The 18,094-nt window shown below is 43.2% G+C and carries 22 protein-coding genes, 1 tRNA gene and 1 pseudogene; 10 read left to right on the top strand and 14 right to left on the bottom strand.

Going from position 1 to position 18,094, the window contains the following annotated elements:
• The first annotated feature begins 27 nt into the window (after positions 1-27).
• The gene (locus OEX01_00965) at positions 28-459 is read left to right on the top strand and encodes an NUDIX hydrolase (protein MDH5447563.1); all 432 of its coding nucleotides are present in this window, start codon (positions 28-30) and stop codon (positions 457-459) included.
• A gap of 52 nt (positions 460-511) precedes the next feature.
• On the opposite strand, the gene OEX01_00960 is transcribed toward OEX01_00965, so the two are convergent.
• Together OEX01_00960 and OEX01_00955 are read right to left on the bottom strand one after the other, a co-directional pair.
• Complete coding sequence (locus OEX01_00960) at positions 512-673, bottom strand: hypothetical protein (GenBank protein MDH5447562.1); 162 nt, start codon at positions 671-673, stop codon at positions 512-514.
• 381 nt (positions 674-1,054) lie between these two features.
• Positions 1,055-1,246, bottom strand: coding sequence for a hypothetical protein (locus OEX01_00955; GenBank protein MDH5447561.1), 192 nt, complete (start codon positions 1,244-1,246; stop codon positions 1,055-1,057).
• Between the two features lie 191 nt (positions 1,247-1,437).
• Here OEX01_00955 and OEX01_00950 point away from each other — a divergent pair, with 191 nt between their 5' ends.
• Both OEX01_00950 and OEX01_00945 read left to right on the top strand, forming a co-directional pair.
• Entirely contained in the window at positions 1,438-1,938 is a 501-nt protein-coding gene (locus tag OEX01_00950) for a hypothetical protein (protein MDH5447560.1), read from the top strand.
• 116 nt (positions 1,939-2,054) lie between these two features.
• The gene (locus tag OEX01_00945; GenBank protein ID MDH5447559.1) at positions 2,055-2,750 is read left to right on the top strand and encodes a TIGR00266 family protein; all 696 of its coding nucleotides are present in this window, start codon (positions 2,055-2,057) and stop codon (positions 2,748-2,750) included.
• A 58-nt stretch (positions 2,751-2,808) separates the two neighbouring features.
• On the opposite strand, the gene OEX01_00940 is transcribed toward OEX01_00945, so the two are convergent.
• The 8 genes from OEX01_00940 to OEX01_00905 all read right to left on the bottom strand — a co-directional run bounded on the left by OEX01_00940 (position 2,809) and on the right by OEX01_00905 (position 10,029).
• Positions 2,809-3,972 carry an SIS domain-containing protein gene (locus tag OEX01_00940; GenBank protein ID MDH5447558.1) on the bottom strand — a complete coding sequence of 388 codons (1,164 nt, stop codon included), beginning with the start codon at positions 3,970-3,972 and terminating at the stop codon, positions 2,809-2,811.
• Between the two features lie 185 nt (positions 3,973-4,157).
• Positions 4,158-5,186, bottom strand: coding sequence for a 6-phosphofructokinase (locus OEX01_00935; protein ID MDH5447557.1), 1,029 nt, complete (start codon positions 5,184-5,186; stop codon positions 4,158-4,160).
• A gap of 20 nt (positions 5,187-5,206) precedes the next feature.
• Positions 5,207-6,127, bottom strand: a complete 921-nt coding sequence (gene fba / locus OEX01_00930) for a class II fructose-1,6-bisphosphate aldolase (GenBank protein ID MDH5447556.1) — start codon at positions 6,125-6,127, stop codon at positions 5,207-5,209.
• A gap of 304 nt (positions 6,128-6,431) precedes the next feature.
• The gene (locus tag OEX01_00925; protein MDH5447555.1) at positions 6,432-7,310 is read right to left on the bottom strand and encodes an Mrp/NBP35 family ATP-binding protein; all 879 of its coding nucleotides are present in this window, start codon (positions 7,308-7,310) and stop codon (positions 6,432-6,434) included.
• 89 nt (positions 7,311-7,399) lie between these two features.
• Complete coding sequence (locus OEX01_00920) at positions 7,400-7,930, bottom strand: flavin reductase family protein (GenBank protein ID MDH5447554.1); 531 nt, start codon at positions 7,928-7,930, stop codon at positions 7,400-7,402.
• An 85-nt stretch (positions 7,931-8,015) separates the two neighbouring features.
• Entirely contained in the window at positions 8,016-8,504 is a 489-nt protein-coding gene (locus tag OEX01_00915) for a GNAT family N-acetyltransferase (protein ID MDH5447553.1), read from the bottom strand.
• An 89-nt stretch (positions 8,505-8,593) separates the two neighbouring features.
• Entirely contained in the window at positions 8,594-9,853 is a 1,260-nt protein-coding gene (locus tag OEX01_00910; protein MDH5447552.1) for an MFS transporter, read from the bottom strand.
• An 88-nt stretch (positions 9,854-9,941) separates the two neighbouring features.
• Positions 9,942-10,029 (bottom strand) — tRNA-Leu (locus OEX01_00905).
• A gap of 86 nt (positions 10,030-10,115) precedes the next feature.
• On the opposite strand from OEX01_00905, the pseudogene OEX01_00900 reads away from it, so the two are divergent.
• The 5 genes and pseudogenes from OEX01_00900 (at position 10,116) to OEX01_00880 (ending at position 13,346) form a co-directional block, all read left to right on the top strand.
• Positions 10,116-10,411: pseudogene (locus tag OEX01_00900) on the top strand (hypothetical protein).
• Positions 10,412-10,549: 138 nt separating this feature from the next.
• On the top strand, positions 10,550-11,359 hold the full coding sequence (locus OEX01_00895) for a hypothetical protein (protein ID MDH5447551.1): 810 nt from the start codon (positions 10,550-10,552) through the stop codon (positions 11,357-11,359).
• Positions 11,360-11,365: 6 nt separating this feature from the next.
• Positions 11,366-12,196 carry a metallophosphoesterase gene (locus OEX01_00890; protein MDH5447550.1) on the top strand — a complete coding sequence of 277 codons (831 nt, stop codon included), beginning with the start codon at positions 11,366-11,368 and terminating at the stop codon, positions 12,194-12,196.
• Between the two features lie 65 nt (positions 12,197-12,261).
• Complete coding sequence (locus OEX01_00885; GenBank protein ID MDH5447549.1) at positions 12,262-12,858, top strand: Hsp20/alpha crystallin family protein; 597 nt, start codon at positions 12,262-12,264, stop codon at positions 12,856-12,858.
• A gap of 77 nt (positions 12,859-12,935) precedes the next feature.
• The gene (locus OEX01_00880; GenBank protein MDH5447548.1) at positions 12,936-13,346 is read left to right on the top strand and encodes a hypothetical protein; all 411 of its coding nucleotides are present in this window, start codon (positions 12,936-12,938) and stop codon (positions 13,344-13,346) included.
• Between the two features lie 198 nt (positions 13,347-13,544).
• Here OEX01_00880 and OEX01_00875 read toward each other — a convergent pair whose 3' ends face one another.
• Both OEX01_00875 and OEX01_00870 read right to left on the bottom strand, forming a co-directional pair.
• Positions 13,545-13,787, bottom strand: a complete 243-nt coding sequence (locus OEX01_00875; protein MDH5447547.1) for a DUF131 domain-containing protein — start codon at positions 13,785-13,787, stop codon at positions 13,545-13,547.
• A gap of 21 nt (positions 13,788-13,808) precedes the next feature.
• On the bottom strand, positions 13,809-14,069 hold the full coding sequence (locus OEX01_00870; GenBank protein ID MDH5447546.1) for a DUF131 domain-containing protein: 261 nt from the start codon (positions 14,067-14,069) through the stop codon (positions 13,809-13,811).
• A gap of 89 nt (positions 14,070-14,158) precedes the next feature.
• Here OEX01_00870 and OEX01_00865 point away from each other — a divergent pair, with 89 nt between their 5' ends.
• The gene (locus OEX01_00865; protein MDH5447545.1) at positions 14,159-15,307 is read left to right on the top strand and encodes an OB-fold nucleic acid binding domain-containing protein; all 1,149 of its coding nucleotides are present in this window, start codon (positions 14,159-14,161) and stop codon (positions 15,305-15,307) included.
• Between the two features lie 65 nt (positions 15,308-15,372).
• Positions 15,373-16,674: a TrpB-like pyridoxal phosphate-dependent enzyme gene (locus OEX01_00860; GenBank protein MDH5447544.1), complete on the top strand. Its 1,302-nt coding sequence runs from the start codon at positions 15,373-15,375 to the stop codon at positions 16,672-16,674.
• Positions 16,675-16,827: 153 nt separating this feature from the next.
• Here OEX01_00860 and OEX01_00855 read toward each other — a convergent pair whose 3' ends face one another.
• Positions 16,828-17,409, bottom strand: coding sequence for a potassium channel protein (locus tag OEX01_00855; GenBank protein MDH5447543.1), 582 nt, complete (start codon positions 17,407-17,409; stop codon positions 16,828-16,830).
• A gap of 2 nt (positions 17,410-17,411) precedes the next feature.
• On the bottom strand, positions 17,412-18,080 hold the full coding sequence (locus OEX01_00850) for a potassium channel protein (protein ID MDH5447542.1): 669 nt from the start codon (positions 18,078-18,080) through the stop codon (positions 17,412-17,414).
• Positions 18,081-18,094 lie beyond the last annotated feature (14 nt).

The raw sequence follows: 18,094 nt of genomic DNA, 5'->3' as shown, positions 1-18,094 counted from the left end.
CTATCTTAATCTTTTTGGTGCTATGACATGAAGTTTAGCGGCAGAACAGTAACAGCCATAATAGAATTTCCAAACAACAAAATCTTGTTAGTCAAAAGGGGAACTGTGGTTTTCAAAGGCTATTGGGCTTTGCCTGGTGGAAGAGTGAAGGCTAGAGAAACTGTTGAACAAACGGTCGTGCGGGAAGTACAAGAAGAAACGGGACTTCATGTTAAGATAGTGAGAAAGATAGGTGAATACCACGAGAGCGGAGTTCAAGATGAAATGGAATACGACTATTACCCCACTTGTTTTCTTGTGAAACCCACTGGAGGAAAGATTAAGAGACAAGAGAAGGAGATCGAAGAGATTAGGCTGGTTGACCTCAAAGACATTCCAGAAAAACTTGCATTTGAACATTCAAGCATGATAAGAGACTACATAGGAACTCTCAAAAAAAAACTAAATGCACACGCGTAAGTTTAAGGTCCTAATCCCGTCCTACATTCACCCAAAGTTTTTCACCCACCCTTCAGTAGTCAATTTTCTCGTAAACCTTAATCGCTGGGTAGTTGTCTGATTTCACGAGGAAAGCTGCTGTTTCCGCATTTCTTAACACATCCTCCGTCACAACTGATGTGGCTAAAGTTGCATAAACCCTTGCCTCTATAATTCGGATGCGTATGCACCCCACCTATCATCCAAATTTATGGCAGATGAAGAAATGAACCAGCGTAAGAAGCCAGCTCATCATTTACGAAAACGCCGTAAACTGGCATTTTGTCTATCCATTCTATGTATTTCTTTGTTATTCCTCTAGGACGGCTTTCTGGGTTGATAGAAGCATGGAAAACTTGGAGGTGTCGTCTTCAGAGCGTAATCTACGCCCAAATTCTGACTGAAAAGAGTTAGCTTGACCCTTTTTTACTAACATCCAATTTTCAACGTAATGCTTCGCATCTGGGAATCTTCTCTTTATAACTGGTAGGAGAATTGGCGGAGCGTGCATAATAAAGCGGTTTTCAGGTGCCTTGTTTGACTTCTCATCCATCTCGCTTTCACACTCAAACCACACTTAAAACTCCAAAACCGTGTAGATAAGAATGTATCCTCTCAAATCTTCATCTTTAAAAGCTGCATACACAGTTGTGTGTTCAGGCTCATGTTGAGTATCATGGAAAGCGAAAACATGTCTAACAATGTTTGATTTTAAGAAACCGATTACGCGTTGCTTGTTGTTCTCATCAACTTTCTCCACCTTTAACATCAAGTTTCGCCCCTTTCTTCACTACTCTCCTTATGAAACGCGCAATTTATAAAAAGAAATAGAGAGACGTCTATATGTATAGACGTAGTGTTGATTTTCAATATCTATTCCTTGTTCATAAGACATTTTCACCTCTTTCCGAATCCTGTTAATGAAGCCTGTTCATAAGCGTCTAGACGAGGTGAAAGATGTTGACAGCCTCATTACCGTTTCAGGAAGCCATTGAAATGTATCGAAGAATAAGCGAAATACTCATAGATCCTTCTTTGCTGCATCGACTCGGTGAATTCTTTAAGAAAAGGCAAACTTTGCCAGAAATGCTCGAATGGATTCACACTAGAGTCAAGTTCAACAAAGGCGATATTATTCGGCATAATGACCCATTTGAAATAATTAAGTATGGCCAAGGCAAATGTAGGGAGTTCTCTGTCTTGTTCACAGCTCTCTGCTTAGCGAACGGTTACCGCGCTAGAATAATCCTTGACATGTCTGACCACGCGTGGACAGAGGTTTGGGATGCAACACTAAACAAGTGGATTCACGTTGACCCTTCGGAAAAGAAGATAAATGATCCCGAAATGTACGAGAGGGACTGGAAGAAGAACCTAATAGAAGTATACGCTTTCGAAAAGGGCAAACTTGAAGACGTGACTAAAACCTACAAAACTGCAAAACAAAACCTACCAAAATAGTAAAACGCGAGTTTCCGGAGTGTTGGCAAAGAACGTTACTACAGTGTCATAATGTATTTTATTAATAAGTTAATTAATAGAAATTGGAGTTATGCACGTTCGAAGAGGGAAAAGAAGTGGAATATGAAATTAAATACAAGCCGTCTTATTCGATGCTCGTTGTCAAGCTGAAGCCTAGCGAAATTATAACTGCAGAATCTGGAGCCATGACCTATATGGACCCAAACATAGATGTCCACACAAGAAAGCGTGAAAAAAGCCTTCTTGGAAGCATTGGCTTAAAGTTGCTCGGACGCCAATCTTTCTGGGTCAATGATTACAAAGCAACACAAAGCGAAGGGGAAGTCGCCTTCGTTTCTGCTCCAGTGGGCGACATTGAGACTTTAGAAGTTAAACCAAACCAAGGCTACATAATACAAAAAGCCGCCTACATTGCATCTACACAAAGCGTAGAATTAGACGTCAAATGGCAAGGCTTCACGAAAGGGCTTTTTGGACAAGGATTATTCATGATAAAAATTACAGGCAACGGAATCCTGTTCATAAACACTTTCGGCGCCATAGACAAACACACGTTGAAGCCAGATCAAACCTTGATTGTTGATAACTTTCACCTTGTTGCCTTCAGTGACATTTGCAACTACAAAGTCAGAAAATTCGGAGGATTAAAAGAAACTCTGCTAGGTGGAGAAGGACTAGTTACAGAAATTAAGGGCCCAGGCGACGTATATATACAAACTAAGAACTTGAGAGAATTTGTGGAATGGCTTTGGACGTTGATTGAACCAAGAGTTAAGGCAAGAGCGAGATAAAAAACTGTCATGTCATACGACTAACGGTTGCAATTTATGTCGCCACGCACAATAGTTTCTATTGTGTAACGGAGTGATACCAACTGATTATGTATTCTGGCAGCTTCAGCCCTCTTTCACTCAATCTTTCAGCAATTTTGACTGGTAACGGGCTTAAAACGTATGCTGCTCTCATGTAAAACCTTCTAGGTTGGCCTGGCTTGACTGTTTCTTTTAAGATTATTTTGAAGTCCGACTTTTTGGCTAGAGTTGATTTTTCTGTTTCCGTGATTGACAGGACAGTTCCGTTCAGTTTTTTGAAGACGTCACACCAGTTGACAACAGGCTTGGTTTCTCCAGAAAACGATACTAAGATCTCAAGATCTCCAGCTCTAGGATGTGGAGTATTCACACCTCTAGCTATGTAGATATTGTCCCCCAAGAAACCCTTGATGTGAAAAAGTCTTACACCAGCCATTTTAACAATTTCGTTAGCTGTGCCTTTCCCTCCTAGAAATACGTTTGTCCGTCTTTCCAGCAAATCAACTAGGTGAGTGTAAGTTTCCGACTCTACATTTAAGTCGATTATAGACCCTAGTTTAGCAAATTCTTGCTCACAAAGCTGAAACACTCCGCCTACCTGTAGATTTCGAAAGATTGCTTCAGTCATCATGTACAGAAGAAGGAGACTTCCAAGCTCGAACATGTCGCCCATGATGCCTACCTCGCTGTACTCAAAGGAAGGCTTTGATTTTCCTCGGCCTTTCAGCTCAATCACGTGCCCGTTTTTGCGAACTAGCTGTGCTAACGGAGAGTTCAAGTTAGAGGTTACAAGTCCTATGGAGAACTTAGAGGATTTTTTGTCTTCAACATACCTTACCAAATCTTGTACCATCGCCAAGGGATCTTCAGAAATTCCGCTCCCAGAGTTAATCAAGAGCAGAGTTTTTTTGTAACGTCTTTCGAGTTCAGCTGCGGCATCGTACATGTTTTTCCCAGGAAAACCTGGATCGTCAGGAGTCAACACAACTTTGTTTCTCCAGCCTATCTGGCTCATTGCGATTTGGCTCATCGCAGCGTTCAAGGAATACAGTGATCTACCTGACCCGCTGCAGACCACGCAGTTAGCAGATTTTAGATCTTCATACAGAGGCAACAGTTTTTTTGGTTTCAGGCTGAGAATGTTGTCTCTGATTCTGTTGACGTATCCTATGTTGCTGATCTTGGTTCTGATCTCACTCACACCACGTTCAAGAAGTGCCTTTGCCGCTTTTAAATCTTAGACTACGCACTAATGGCATGTGGAATTTTTGGTTTGTGTCGGCTTTGCTTGATCCTTTGTGCAGGTTTAGACTTACAATGAAAAGCAAGCCCATAATTCGCAGCTGTCCGGAGAGATTTAGCGTCAGCGCAGTAAGGCAAGTCTCTCTAGCCGAAGAACACTTTTGCTATTTCATATATCTTCAAGTCAACAGTCTTTCGCTTGCCAACGACATCTTTCAACGAAATAAAAACAATCTCATTTCCTCGAAGAGCAACCATCTGCCCAAACTTGCCTTTGTGAACAAGGTTTATGGCTGCGATTCCATATCGGGTAGCTAAAATTCTGTCAAAAGCTATGGGTGAGCCACCGCGTTGAAGGTGACCAAGGTCCACAACTCTCGTCTCAATATCCATTCTCTTTTCAATTTCTTTTCCAAGATAATAGCCTATGCCGCCGAGTCTGACGTTTCCAAACTCGTCAACTCCGCTACTGTAAACAATTTCTTTGCCTCCTTTAGGCTTAGCACCTTCAGCGGCAACAACTAGGCTGAAGTTTCTACCGCGCTTTTGCCTTCGTCTAATGTATTCACAAACCTCGTCAACATCGAATGGTTTCTCTGGAATCAAAATGGTATCTGCCCCTCCGGCAAGTCCTGCCCATAACGCAATCCAACCGGTATATCTCCCCATTACTTCAAGAATTATTACTCTGTGATGCGATTCGGCTGTTGTGTGAAGCCTGTCAAGAGCTTCGCAAGCGATTGAAACTGCTGTTTGGAAGCCAAAGGTGTAGTCAGTGCCAGCTAGGTCGTTGTCAATTGTCTTGGGAACCCCGACGCAGGGAAGCCCCATTTCATAAAGCTTGTAAGCCACACCTAAAGTATCGTCTCCACCAATAACAACCACTGCTTCAATCCCGTATTTCTCAACGTTTTTCAAAATACGTTGTGGTCCGTCTTTGCGCTTAAAGGGATTAGTTCTCGAAGTTCCCAGAATGGAACCTCCTCGAGGAAGCATCCCTGATGTTTTCTTCAAGTCTAATGGGATAAATTCGTCGTCAATTAGCCCACGCCACCCATCTTTAATTCCAACAGTTTCATAACTATAATCCTGAATTGCCTTCCTAACAACAGCCCTGATTACAGCGTTGATTCCCGGAGCATCCCCCCCTCCACTTAAGATTCCAACTTTCATTCTTTTTCCTCGCCCTCTTTCTAGGGTGATTTGCCTGAGCTTCCAAATAACCGCGTTTTTCCTTTAACAACCTCTTTCATGGCCTCTTTTGCTGGACCCAAAATCTTTCTCGGGTCATACTGATTTGGCGAAGTGGCTAAGACTTCGCGGACTGCACCTGTGAAAGCCAGCCGTAAGTCGGTGTCGATGTTTATTTTTGATATTCCCAAGGACACGGCTTTTTTAATGTGGTCCTCTGGGATTCCTTTAGCTCCAGCTAATTCTGCTCCATACTTTGTGGCTTTCTCAACTATCCAAGATGGAACACTGGAAGCACCGTGCAAAACCAGCAAGACATTCGCTTTTTCTCTGATAGCTTTCAACCTTTCAAAATCCAGTTTTGGTTCCTCTTTGAATTTATAGGCTCCGTGAGAGGTGCCGATTGCAATCGCCAGAGCATCCACCCCAGTGCGTTTCACGAATTCTTTGGCTGCATCTGGATCTGTCAACACCGCGTCTTTTTCTTCAACTGTTGACTCTTCAACGCCGGCTAGTTTTCCCAGCTCTGCTTCGACGGACACGCCTTTCGGGTGAGCCAAATCTACAACCTGTTTTGTTACAGCTATGTTCTCTTCAAAACTGAGGTGAGATGCATCGATCATCACAGAAGTAAAACCCGCATTGATACATCTTGCTACCGTTTCTATGTCTTTTCCATGGTCGAGATGGAGAGACATGGGTTGTAGAACGGCTTTCGCCGCGACTTTCACTATCGCAGCCAAATTGTCCAGTCCAGCATATTTAATGGCACTAGGAGTAGCTGCGACGATTACTGGAGATTCTTCTTCAACGGTTGCTTCAGTGATAGCTAATAGGGTCTCTAGGTTGTTTATGTTAAAAGCGCCAACAGCGTAGTTTTTGGCTACGGCGGCTGACATTATTTCTTTATTTGTAACAAACATTTTTTGGCCCTGGAGATATGTATTAAACTACGACTATTAAAAATGATAACTGGTCAAATGCTGATTTACTGAGGATTTATGTTTTCTTTGCTGTGAAGCCAAAAAAAGATTTCTCTAACATTTACCTTCTTGCGGCAGCAGCCATGTTTGGAATTGCCTCAGCCATCATAGTTTCGGAGTCTACGATCAAAGTATGGGCATCTTCCAAATCTTCTATCTACTTGAGCGTCTAAAGTGTTTCCAGCAACGGACACAGCTATCTTCATTTATTCACCTCCTCTCCAGAGTCTGCTGTGTGTTTTTTTTAAATTGCCTTCTGCTTTAAAAACTCCTCAACTTTTTCAACAATTTCCATAAACGCCTTCGACGCTGGAGAATCTGGATGTTCAATTATAAAGGGCATACCCTTGTCCGAATCCTCACATATTACCGGGTCAATTGGAATAATCCCGAGAAAAGGAATCGCCAAATCTTTCGCTATCGTTTCTCCACCCCCAACTTTGAAAATGGCGACTTTTTCACCGCACTTGGGACAAATGAACCCACTCATATTCTCTATAATACCAATGACGGGGATATTCAACTTCCTAGCAAAAGTTACAGCCTTCTTAACAACAATCTGGGAGACTCCCGAGGGAATCGTTACAATAACCACGCCGTCCATGTTAGGGAGAAGCTGCATGACGCTAAGAGACTCATCACCTGTGCCTGGAGGGAGGTCTATGAAAAGAAAATCAAGTTCTCCCCATACAATGTCGGAGAGAAACTGTTGAATTGCCATCATCTTAAGCGGTCCCCGCCAAATAACCGGCGCCTCGTCGCTTGGAAGCAGAAAATCCATAGAAACAACCTTTATCCCTAAAGGACCTGTCGCTGGAAAGATGCCGGGAGGACCGGCTTGAAGCTTTTGGCCTTTTGTTCCCAGGATTTTTGGTACGCAAGGTCCGGTGATGTCTGCGTCTAAGATGCCTACGCTGTTGACGTGGTCGTGAGTGGCGAAGGCCATCGCCAAGTTCACCGCCACTGTGCTTTTGCCCACTCCGCCTTTACCGCTTATTATGGCAATTTTGTGTTTAATCTTGCCCATCTTGAGATTGATACTTCTTAATCCTTCTTCATAGCCTCGTTTTCTTGGATCGGCAGAGCCTTTGAAATTCTTACAGGGATCACGTTTTTCGGTCATGAATATTCACTTTCTTTGGTTTCTAACACTATCACCTTTTGATTGCCAGTTTGTCTCAAAAGTCTATTTTGTACCATTCGCGCGCATATTCAGTACTTCCCCAGCTGTTTTCCCACTTTGTAGTAGAACCCGTCTTTTCCTATCCACTTGAATAGTATACCTTGCTTCCAATCATAATCTTTGTTGACATTGGCAGCTTGTACTTCGCCAATGAACCATACATGGTCACCTATGTCAACTTCTTGAACGACTTTGCATTCGATGTTAACTGGAGATTCTTGAATGTATGGAGCGTTAACCTTAACCCCCTTTACAGGGGTAAGCCTTGCCAACTTGAATTTATCTGCATCTCTACCTGAATGTTCTCCGCAAATTCGTACTGCTTCCATTAGTTTTTCGTCAACTACGTTGACAATGTATTCTCGGCTTTTTCGTATCAAGTCGTAGGAGTGCCTTTTTGGTGCAACACCAACTCCGACTAGAGTAGGATTTCCTGAGAAGAAAGCAAACATACCTATGGTAATAATGTTTTTCTTTCCGTTATGTTCCATTGAGACCAAGTAGACTGGTCTAATAGGTAGTTGTCTTAATCCTTCACGAATCGATTGTTGTGTTTTCATAACAACCCAAATTCCTTATGCGCATTCAATGGAAACTAGTTCCATAAAGGTTTTTTCTCCTTTTTTATCAGCATGCACTAAAGTCTTAGAAGTTGAAGTTGCACTCAAAGATTTGAGGCCCTTGCTTCCATGAATATTCACAGAAGTCTAAGCATAGTTCAATGTGTCCAAGGTTCTTGAACCCTTTTTCATAAAAGAATTTTATTGCTTGGATATTTCGTGCCACAGGTTTAACATTGAGGAACCTTACGCCCAAGTTGCACGCTTCGGAAACAACCGTTCTGATTAATTGTTTCCCTATTCCCTTGTGGCGGTAGACTTTGCTGACTATTAGTGGCTCAATTTCAGCTTCTTTGCCTTTGACGATCAGTCCTACAAGTCCAACTGCTTTAGAGTCTTGAATAGCAACCCAAAGTCGGTCAGATCCAACCTCCGCCAAATGTTCATCAAAATAGTCTTCCGGATACTCTCCACCAATAGTCGAGTCTCCATAGATCTCACGATGCCACTCGGCAAGCTCCCTCCATAAACCACGACATTGTTCTCTGTCAGTGGGTTGATATTTTCGAATCATAAGAGTAGCGTCATCCTTTTATCATCATTGAGAGTTCAAATCCTTATTGCCGATTTAAGTGATTTGCTTTGAGCTGGTCTGTCTCTCAATTATCTTCGTCTTGGTTCTTCTACTAATGCAAGTAATAGAAACAGCGAAAACAGTCCGATGGCGCTGCTGACAAGGAATGGGATGCCAGCTCCCCTTACAACCAAGTTGCCAAGCCATGGAATTTCGAAAGCTTGAAACCTGTAAGCGTCATAAATCCATGTGGACAGAACGGGCCCCAAGATTGCGCCGAGACTGAAAAAAGCTGCCAGTCTTCCAAAGAGTTTTCCCCTCACCCTTTCAGGTATTAAATCAGCTCTCAAAGCTCGAGTTGCTGGCATAGCCACATTGTGGCCAAAAGATCGAAAGATGGTTATTCCAGCTGCAGAGAAAAGGTCTGGGGCGAAGGGAAAAGCTATGGTGGCTAATCTTGAAGGGAGGCTGCCCAGCGCTATGATGGGTTTCCTACCAACCCTGTCTGAAATTCTTCCAGCGTAAAGGTTGCACGTTAAACCAACGAACCCCGATATGGATAGTATGATGCCAATTTGGAGTGACGTCGCATTAAAGATGTCTCCAAAGTAGAGTACACTTATGGGGATGATGAAACCGACAGCGAACCCTGTTGCCAGTGAAGAGACGTATAGTATCTTGAGGGAGAACTTCAATTTCTTGCTTAGTACAACATTTCTTTCTTGTTGGGTCACTCCCTTGGATGAACCTTTTCCCTTCGTTTCTTCGACACCCCACCACACCAATAAGAAAGCTATGAAGGCGAGGAGGGAGTCAACGAAGAAAGGGACTCTATAGCTCCACTCAAGCCCAATTCCAAGTATATCATTGCATAGAAATTGGATAGCTCCTCCGAAGACCGGCCCCATGTTAAATCCTATCATGCTTAGGGTCAAATAGAATCCCAAGGCCTCCCCCTTTCTATCTTTGGGAACTTGGTCTACCAAGGAAGCTTCAGCGGGGGCAGCCACAGCCGCGGTAGCCACTCCGTTCAATACTCTTACTATTAATAGCGGGGCCCAGTTCCAGATAATGCCAGTTAAAGTTCCTAGAACAACGTCGGCAAGTAAACCAGCTTGGATTAGTCTTTTTCTGCCAATTCTGTCCGATAAACTCCCGAATTTTTGGGAGAGGGTTGCATTGGCTGCGGTGAAAGCGGCGGTAAACAGGCCGATGTAGACGACTGATGCCCCTAAAAGTTGAACATAATTTGGAAAATAAGACATGGGTAAAGCGTACGCTAGGTTTTCCACTAACGAGGATAGGGAAAGAATTACAACGCTGGACGTATAGAGCTTCGAAGTTCGCATATACCTCATGCCTGAGTAAAGCTTCAGATAAACTCTAAGAAGATAGGGATATAACTTACCTTTCCACGCCTGCAAATCTTACGCAAAGTGGTGCAGGGAGTGGGATTTGAACCCACGAAGGCCTACGCCATGAGGACCTGAACCTCACCCCTTTGACCTAGCTTGGGAACCCCTGCCTAAACAACTACACAAAACACATTACACAAAATTAACTCTTACCTACAAACAAACACTCAGACACACTCCTAGCACGAATTGCGCGGGAGAACAACAAAGAGTTGCCATCGCATGAGCATTAGCAAACTACCCAGCCATAATCCTGTCAAACGAACCTACAGGCAACTTGGACGCAAAAACCAAATACGAAATCGTTAGCTATTAGCTAAATTAAATATTGACCAAGGAACCACAATCATCATAGTGACCCACGACCGCCAAGCAGCTTCCTGCACAGACAGAACGCTATTTCTCAACTACGGAAGACTAACAAAGGAAAAGCGAGGAACACACCTCACAAAAGACGCGCTCAAATGTCCCAATTGTGGCAAAAAACTATGAACCAAAAAAAAGAAAATAACACAATGTCCAGACGCCACACCAAGATCAAAGAGACATTCACACTCAAAACCTAATAGAACAATCTAACCACCATGCCTAAGACACACTCTTAAAAGCCACAACACACCAGCAATAACCATGGACTGGCTAGAAATCCTCACCGAAACCACCCAACACATAAAAGCAGTAGTAACCCCCCTCATCAAAACCCCCATCGCCCAAAAAACCTATGGCATGGGAGCAGGCGGCGACCCCAAAAAATACATAGACCTCCAAGCAGAAAAAGCACTAATAGAAACACTAAACGAACACAACCTAAACTTCACCCTCATCAGCGAAGAAACAGGCACAAAACACTACGGCCCAAATCCCACTTACTATGTCACAACAGATCCCATAGATGGAACCACCAACACACTAAGAGGTATACCCTTCGCCTGCACAAGCATTGCAATCAGCAAAACACCCCGCCTTGACGCCATCCAAGCAGCGGCAGTCGCAGACCTCTTCCACGACGCCACTTACCTAGCCCAAAAAAACCTCGGCGCCTACCGCAACTACCAAAAAATCACCCCAACACAAACAACCAGTCTAGCCGAAGCAGTCATAGGCATAGACCTCAACACTTACAAAGTTGCAGAACTGTCAACAAAACTCAACCAATTACTAACACAAACCAAACACACTCGCCACCTCGGAGCCAACGCGTTGGAACTCTGTTACGTAGCCGACGGTACCACAGATGCCTTCATAGATATCCGAGGCAAACTCCGCACCACAGACATAGCTGCAGCCACCTTCATAATCCGAGAAGCAGGCGCCACCATTACTACACCTCAAAACACACCCTTAACAAATCCCCTAAGCCCCACAGAAAAAGTATCGTTTATCGCCACAGGAAACACCAGCCTCCACCAAACTATACTAAAAACCCTAAAAAAGGCATAACAACCCATGCTAACACCCGTAAAAAACTATCCCGCCTTCCTCCACAAACAAAAACAACACAAAACCCTCATCATCACAGACCTTCACCTCGGCTGGGAAATAAACCTCGCCCGAAAAGGCATCCACGTCCCATCACAAATGTCAAAAATCTGTCAAAAGCTCCTCAAACTAATAAACGTAACAAAACCAAACGCTCTCATAATTCTAGGAGACGTAAAACACACCATAGCAAAAGCAGAATCAGGCGAGTGGCGAGACATACCAGAATTCTTCAAAACCATAGAAACCAACATCGAAGACATCCAAATAATCCGCGGAAACCACGACGGAAACCTTGAACCACTACTTCCCCCAACCGTACAACTCCACCCCTCAACAGGCATAACCCTAAACACCGTAGGTCTCTTCCATGGACACACATGGCCAGCAAAAAAAACCTTAAAATGCTCCACCCTCGTAATGGGCCATGTCCACCCAACTGTAGCCTTCCGCGATCCCTTTGGATTCCGAATAACAACACCAGTTTGGATAAAAGCCAAATGCATCACCGAAAAGCTTGCAGCCGCAATTTTGAAAAGCAAACATATCAAAACAGCCAGAAACTCTTTCACGACTATTGAAAAACACTTTAACGTAAAACCAAAAGTCAAGCAACTATTCATAATGCCTTGCTTCAACGATTTTCTTGGAGGACGCCCAGTCAACAGAAAAAGAGAGCAAAGACACTACATTGGTCCGGTTCTCCGCTCCGAAGCCGTAAACATCAATAGTGCAGAGGTGTACCTTCTCGACGGAACGTTCTTAGGAACAGTAGAACAACTCAAAGCGTTAAACTAAACACATAAAAGGAAAAATTCTTATTAAATTCATTCTGCAGTTTTAAACGGAGGTGAGACAAAACATTGTCTTGGGACGACGATTTTGAAAGATGGTTTAGAAGAAAAATGAGGCGACCATTCTCCAGCGGATGGTTTTTCCAAGATATAGATGAAATGCTTCGCGATATAGAAGAAATGATGAATAAAGAACTGAAAGAATTCACTTCTCGTATACCAAAAGACTATGTACGAGAGCGCAAATTGCCGAACGGTAGTAAGATTCGTGAATTGGGGCCTTTCGTCTACGGTTACTCTGTGAGAGTTGGTCCTGATGGAAAACCAGTGGTAAGAGAGTTTGGAAACGTCCAGCCTACCAGACGTGGCCCAAAAATAAAAGAAGAACGTGAACCCCTCGTTGATGTAATAAGCACGGATGGTGAGGTAAAAGTAGTTGCTGAATTACCAGGAGTAGACAAGAAAGACATCAAACTCAACATTTTGGACGATATGTTAACAGTTTCTGTTGATACACAAGACCGTAAATACTACAAAGAAATTAAGCTGCCAACTGGGGTTGAACCCAAAGGCGTGAAGACATCCTATAAAAACGGAGTTTTGGAAGTAACGCTGCGGAAGGCTAAGAAACACAAACCAAAAGGAAAACCGATAAAAATAGAGTAAGCCGCCCAGCTTATCTTCCTTTTTATAACCATCCTTTTATGTCATCTTTGTAAATAGCAGTTAGCGGCGAAAAGCAGTTGGCAAAAACTTCAGAGCTTGAAACGCTTAGACAGGTCTGCAAAAAAGCGGTAACAGCAAAGAGAATTGAAGATGCTGATTTAGACAAGCTTTCAGTTGCTTATGGTCAACGTTTCACAAAGGCTTGGAAGGCGGTTGAAGGTAAACTCGTAAAGAAGTACGTTTTCAAGCCCAGCAAACGTGTCGTCTGGATTGTTGTAGGGAAAGGGCGGGACTATCTTATAATGCCTGCTGCCGATTTTTGCACTTGCGACGACTTCTACTTCCGAGTAATGGATAGGCAAATACACTTGTGTTATCATTTGATAGCGCAGAAGCTTGCAGAAACATTAGAAAGCTATGATCTATATGAAGAGGAAGATGAACTCTACGATGTTTTAATGAAGGAATGGAGAAAGGCGATAGCTTAAATAACCAATTCTATTTACTATGGAAAACGGTGAAAACTCAGATTGGGCATAAACGAGTTCTTTCAAACGCTGACTTACATCTTGATGGTTACCGCGTTTATAGCTTTAGTGATAATTTTTCTCCTAATGCTTCGTGGCCGAGAAGAGAAAACTGAATAACAAAATGAATTTTCACATTATTTTATTATTTTATCTATTCTATTTGTGTCTTATGAAAAAGAATAAAATTAAGCATAAAACCGTCAAAACTGCAGCAAGAAAGATGGTGAAGAAAGCATGAGGCCCTGTTCCAATTATTATGGGAATAGGGCCGACCAGTATTATTATGCCCGTGCTAACATTGTTATCTGAAGCAAAAGAAGAAGCTATGATCAAAATGATCCCCATGAAAATTAGGAATAGCCCAACCAGAAACAGTTTGAATCCAATTGACTGAGACACTGCCATGTTTCCATCTCTTCTCTACAGATAATTAAAAGCAATATTGGCAAGAAGGACAAACACCATTAAAATAATAGATAAAATCAAAAGTATCTTTACAGATTTCCTGTCGGTTCCAAACACTATGGGAAAAGGCCCAATTATTATTGCGCTCCCACCTTTGACTCTCTTTTCATCATTTGCCGATGAAAAAAGCAGAAGGATTATCGCGACAAAAACTACTATGAATCCCATCAGAATAAGCGCGAATCCCAGTGTAGCCAAAAATGCAGAATCACTCATTTGGGCTCATCAGTTTCTACAGTAAAAGGGTTAAAATAAGGTTATTGCAGACTATCTATGTTCGCTTCAGATATTGTCGTGAAAGAAGAATGAACGTAGAAGAGATAGTGCAGTATGTTCTTTCGCACAGTCACGGTTTGACTCGTGAAGAAGTAGTGATTGCTATAGAGAAGAAGAAAGCAGCTAGCGGAGGATTCTTGACAGATGAAGCTGCTGCACGGCTAGTTGCTGCAGAGCGTGGAGTGGAAATTCAAATCAAAAAACAGCTTCCAAAAATTTACATACGGCAGCTAGTTTCTGGCCTAAATGATGTAACTGTTTCCGGTCGCGTGCTGCTTGTTACAACGCCGCGAGTATTCCCACGGCCAGATGGAAATGGTCAAGTAGCATGGCTGCTAATTGCAGACAGGACAGGAACTATAAAGGTTGTTTTATGGAATGACAAAACAGAACTTGCTAGAAAAATTCAGCTAAGACAGATAGTGAAAGTCTTGCATGGATATGTTCGACAGGGTAGAGACGGTGAGATGGAACTACATATTGGACAGCGAGGCGATGTTCAAATTGCTCTTTCTGGCGTAAAAGAAAAAAACTTTCCTTCGATCAAGGATTTCTGCGAAAAAATTGCGAATATAACTAAAGTGCATAGAAAGGTCAATGTGGAAGGAGTGATTAAAACTATATGTTCAGCGTCCACATTCCAGCGGCGTGATGGAGCACAAGGCAAAGTTATTCGGATAGTGCTTGAGGACGAAACTGGGCGGATTCCAGTTGTGTTTTGGAACGAAAAGACAGAAGAAGTAGCTAAAGCGAAAGAAGGGATGGCAGTTTTGTTGATGAATGCAAAGGTGAGGAAAAATCATCAGAATGAACTGTTAGAGTTGCACGTAGAAGGTTTCACTAATGTAGAAATTCTGACTCCCCTTGAAAGTTCTTCGTACATAAAAGATTTGAAGGCAGGAATGAGAATAGCATTTATTGAAGGAACAGTAGCAACGAAACCTATGCTTACAGAAGTTACTACTAGAAAGGGTGAAAACGTGTCTGTGGCATCTTTTGAATTAAGGGATGATAGTGGGAAGGTTTGGGTGTCTGCTTGGAGAAAGCATGCCGAGAAAGTGGAAAAATTAGCTGAAGGCGTTAAAGTTAGGTTGAAGAATGTTTATGTGCAAAAAGGGTTTGGAAGTCGGCTTGAAATCACTAGTAATGCTTCTACAGAGATAGAAGCTGAGCAGTAATTGTGGAAACATTTATTTCAAGAAGCTATGCACAATATAACCTCTCTCAAAGTTGGTAAGTTAGCATGAAAACAACTCAGATTTCTCTTCCTGTTGACGCTTTGCCCAAAAAATGGTATAATATTGCGCCTGATTTGCCGGCGCCATTACCTCCTCCTAAAGAACCCGAAAGTGGACCGTCACGAATGGAGTTCTTAGGAAAGACTATGGTTCATGAATGTTTAGGACAAGAGGCTTCTACTGACCGTTGGATTCCTATTCCTGAGGAAATCAGGGAACTATACATTCAAGCCGGAAGACCTAGGCCTTTGTATAGAGCAATAAGGCTTGAGAAACATCTTGGACTGAAGAAAGTGAGGCTGTATTATAAACGCGAAGACTTGTCGCCAACTGGGTCCCATAAGGTAAACACTGCCTTGGCTCAGGCACATTTTGCGGCGAAAGAGGGGAAGACAGCGCTAGTGACAGAGACTGGTGCTGGACAGTGGGGTAGTGCGTTGTCTTATGCAGCAAGTTTGATGGGATTAGATTGTGTAGTTTTTTGGGTTAGAGCTGTTTATAGTTGGAAGACTGATCGGAAGACGTTTATGAAGCTTTTAGGTGCAACGGTTCATGCTTCTCCAAGTAAAGAGACAAAAATTGGCAGAGAGTTGTTGGCAAAGAATTCGAATCATCAAGGTTCATTGGGAATTGCGGTTTCTGAAGGATTGGAACATGCGAGTTCGCACGAGGGCTCTGTTTATTGTCTAGGATCCGTGCTTAATCATGTTCTTATTCATCAGTCGATAATCGGCTTAGAAACTATTGAGCAATTCAAGCTGGTGGATAATGAACCTGACTTGATTGTGGGCTGTTTAGGTGGAGGTTCGAATTTTGGAGGAATCGCGTTGCCTTTTGCAGGTGAAGTGTTGCAAGGCAAGCGTGAGTGTGAGTTTTTGGCAGCGCAATCTGAGGCAGCACCCAACCTTGTAAAGGGAGAGTACAGATATGACTTTGGAGATGTCGCTGAGCATACTCCGTTACTTAAGATGTTTACGTTGGGTCATCGCGTGGAAATGGTGCCGATTAGAGCTGATGGATTGCGGTATCATGGAGCTGCGCCGTTGGTGAGCGCGTTGCGGAATCATAACATTGTTAAGGCAGTTGCGTATGCTGCAGATGAGAGGGTGTGTTTTGAAGCGGCGAGGGTGTTTTTGCAGAGTGAGGGATGGTTGATTGCGCCGGAGTCGGCGTATGCGGTGAGGGCTAGTATTGATGAGGCTTTGAAGGCTGAGAAGGCGGGTGAAGAGAAAGTTATTTGTATGAATATTAGTGGGCATGGGTTTTTGGATATTGAGGCGTATCGGGACAAGCTTGGTGTTGGCTAGTGCTGTGTGTGTTCTCTGCGCAGAGACTAGACCGTTCTATTAGGCTCCAAATAGGTTGTGGTGTGGAGTAACTGTGTGGTTTTTGGGGAGAATGGGGTTTAGACACAAAAATGTGTAATTCGATGCGCGATGACAGAGTTTTGAAGGTGCTGCTCATTCTTTTGGAGACGCCAGTTTCTCCAAATCCTCTTCTCCTTCTGCGTATCCCGAGGTGATTAAGATATCGTTTTGTTCTATTGTTGTGCTGGGTTTTGGGCGTAGCCAGACGCTGCCTCTTCGTATGGCTAGGATCCACAGTCCGGTTTCTTCGTGTATTTGGGCTTGGCGGAGAGTTTTTCCTACTAGTGGGGAGTTGGGGGATACTTGGACTCTAACGACTGTTTCTTCTGCCTCTTCGATTACAAGCTTCAGAATGCGATGTGGCTTTAATCCTCTCAAAACTACCTCCGCTATCTCGGCTCCAGCATCGGCAATTTGTTCTGTAGCGACCCCCAATCTGATTAGTCCTAGGAAGTCTTTGGATTCTTCAGGTTTGAAGCCGCTTGACAGTACAAGTTGTTCGAATTTTGTGTGAAGGTCGTCCATGCGTTCTTCTAGGGCTTGCACTTCTTCAGCTAAGTGGCGGTTGTTCAATAAGAGGGAGGAGTAAGCCAAGTCAATCATTAATTCAGAGGTGTCCTTCAACTCTGCAAGCTTGTCAACTATCACCTTAAACTGTTCTTTCCTTTTAGCCAATGCTAGTCCTCCAACTTTCTAATAGCCCCTTCGGCAAGCTTCTTTAGCTCATCGATACCGTGAGGCGCCCCGCGGGCAATCAAAATGTCGTCTTTCTCAAGTTTTTCCGTTTCTTTCGGGTTTATAATCCATTCTTTGTTTCTTCTAATTGCTATTATGTCCACGCCGATTCTTGCAGCTAACTCCAATTCATCAAGTAAAGTGCCTACTAAGATTGAGGTGGGGCTCATTTTTACGCGAATAAGGTGTTCTTCAACTTTTTCAAAGGCTTGACGAACTATAGGGTGTATACCTATGTTTTTTATTACTATGGTTGCGATGTCTGCCGCTGCGTCAGAGATTTTGTCTGCAGCGGATGCTACTGCGGAAGCGGCTATGAGAAGCTCAGCGTCTTGGGCGTCTCTGACTGCAATCATAATATTCATGTTTAAAAGATACGCAAGCGTGTCTACGCGTTCTTCGAGTTCCAAAACTTCTTCTGCCAACTCTTTGCTGTCGAAAAGCGCTGCGGAGTAAGCCAAGTCAATCATTAACTCGGATAAGTCTTTGATTTCAACGAGCAAGTCTCTGACTGGTATGGGTTTGTATTCAATCTTCTCCAACTTCACCATGTGGCGAAGGACACTCCAATGTGGGGTGGAAGCCACCACAATAACATACCGGACAAGCATAGATAATTCTTGCT

Source organism: Candidatus Bathyarchaeota archaeon (assembly GCA_029882535.1).
Taxonomy (GTDB): Archaea; Thermoproteota; Bathyarchaeia; order Bathyarchaeales; family SOJC01; genus JAOUKM01.
Note: the sequence above shows the minus strand (reverse complement) of the source record. Positions and strands in the feature narration are given on the sequence as shown.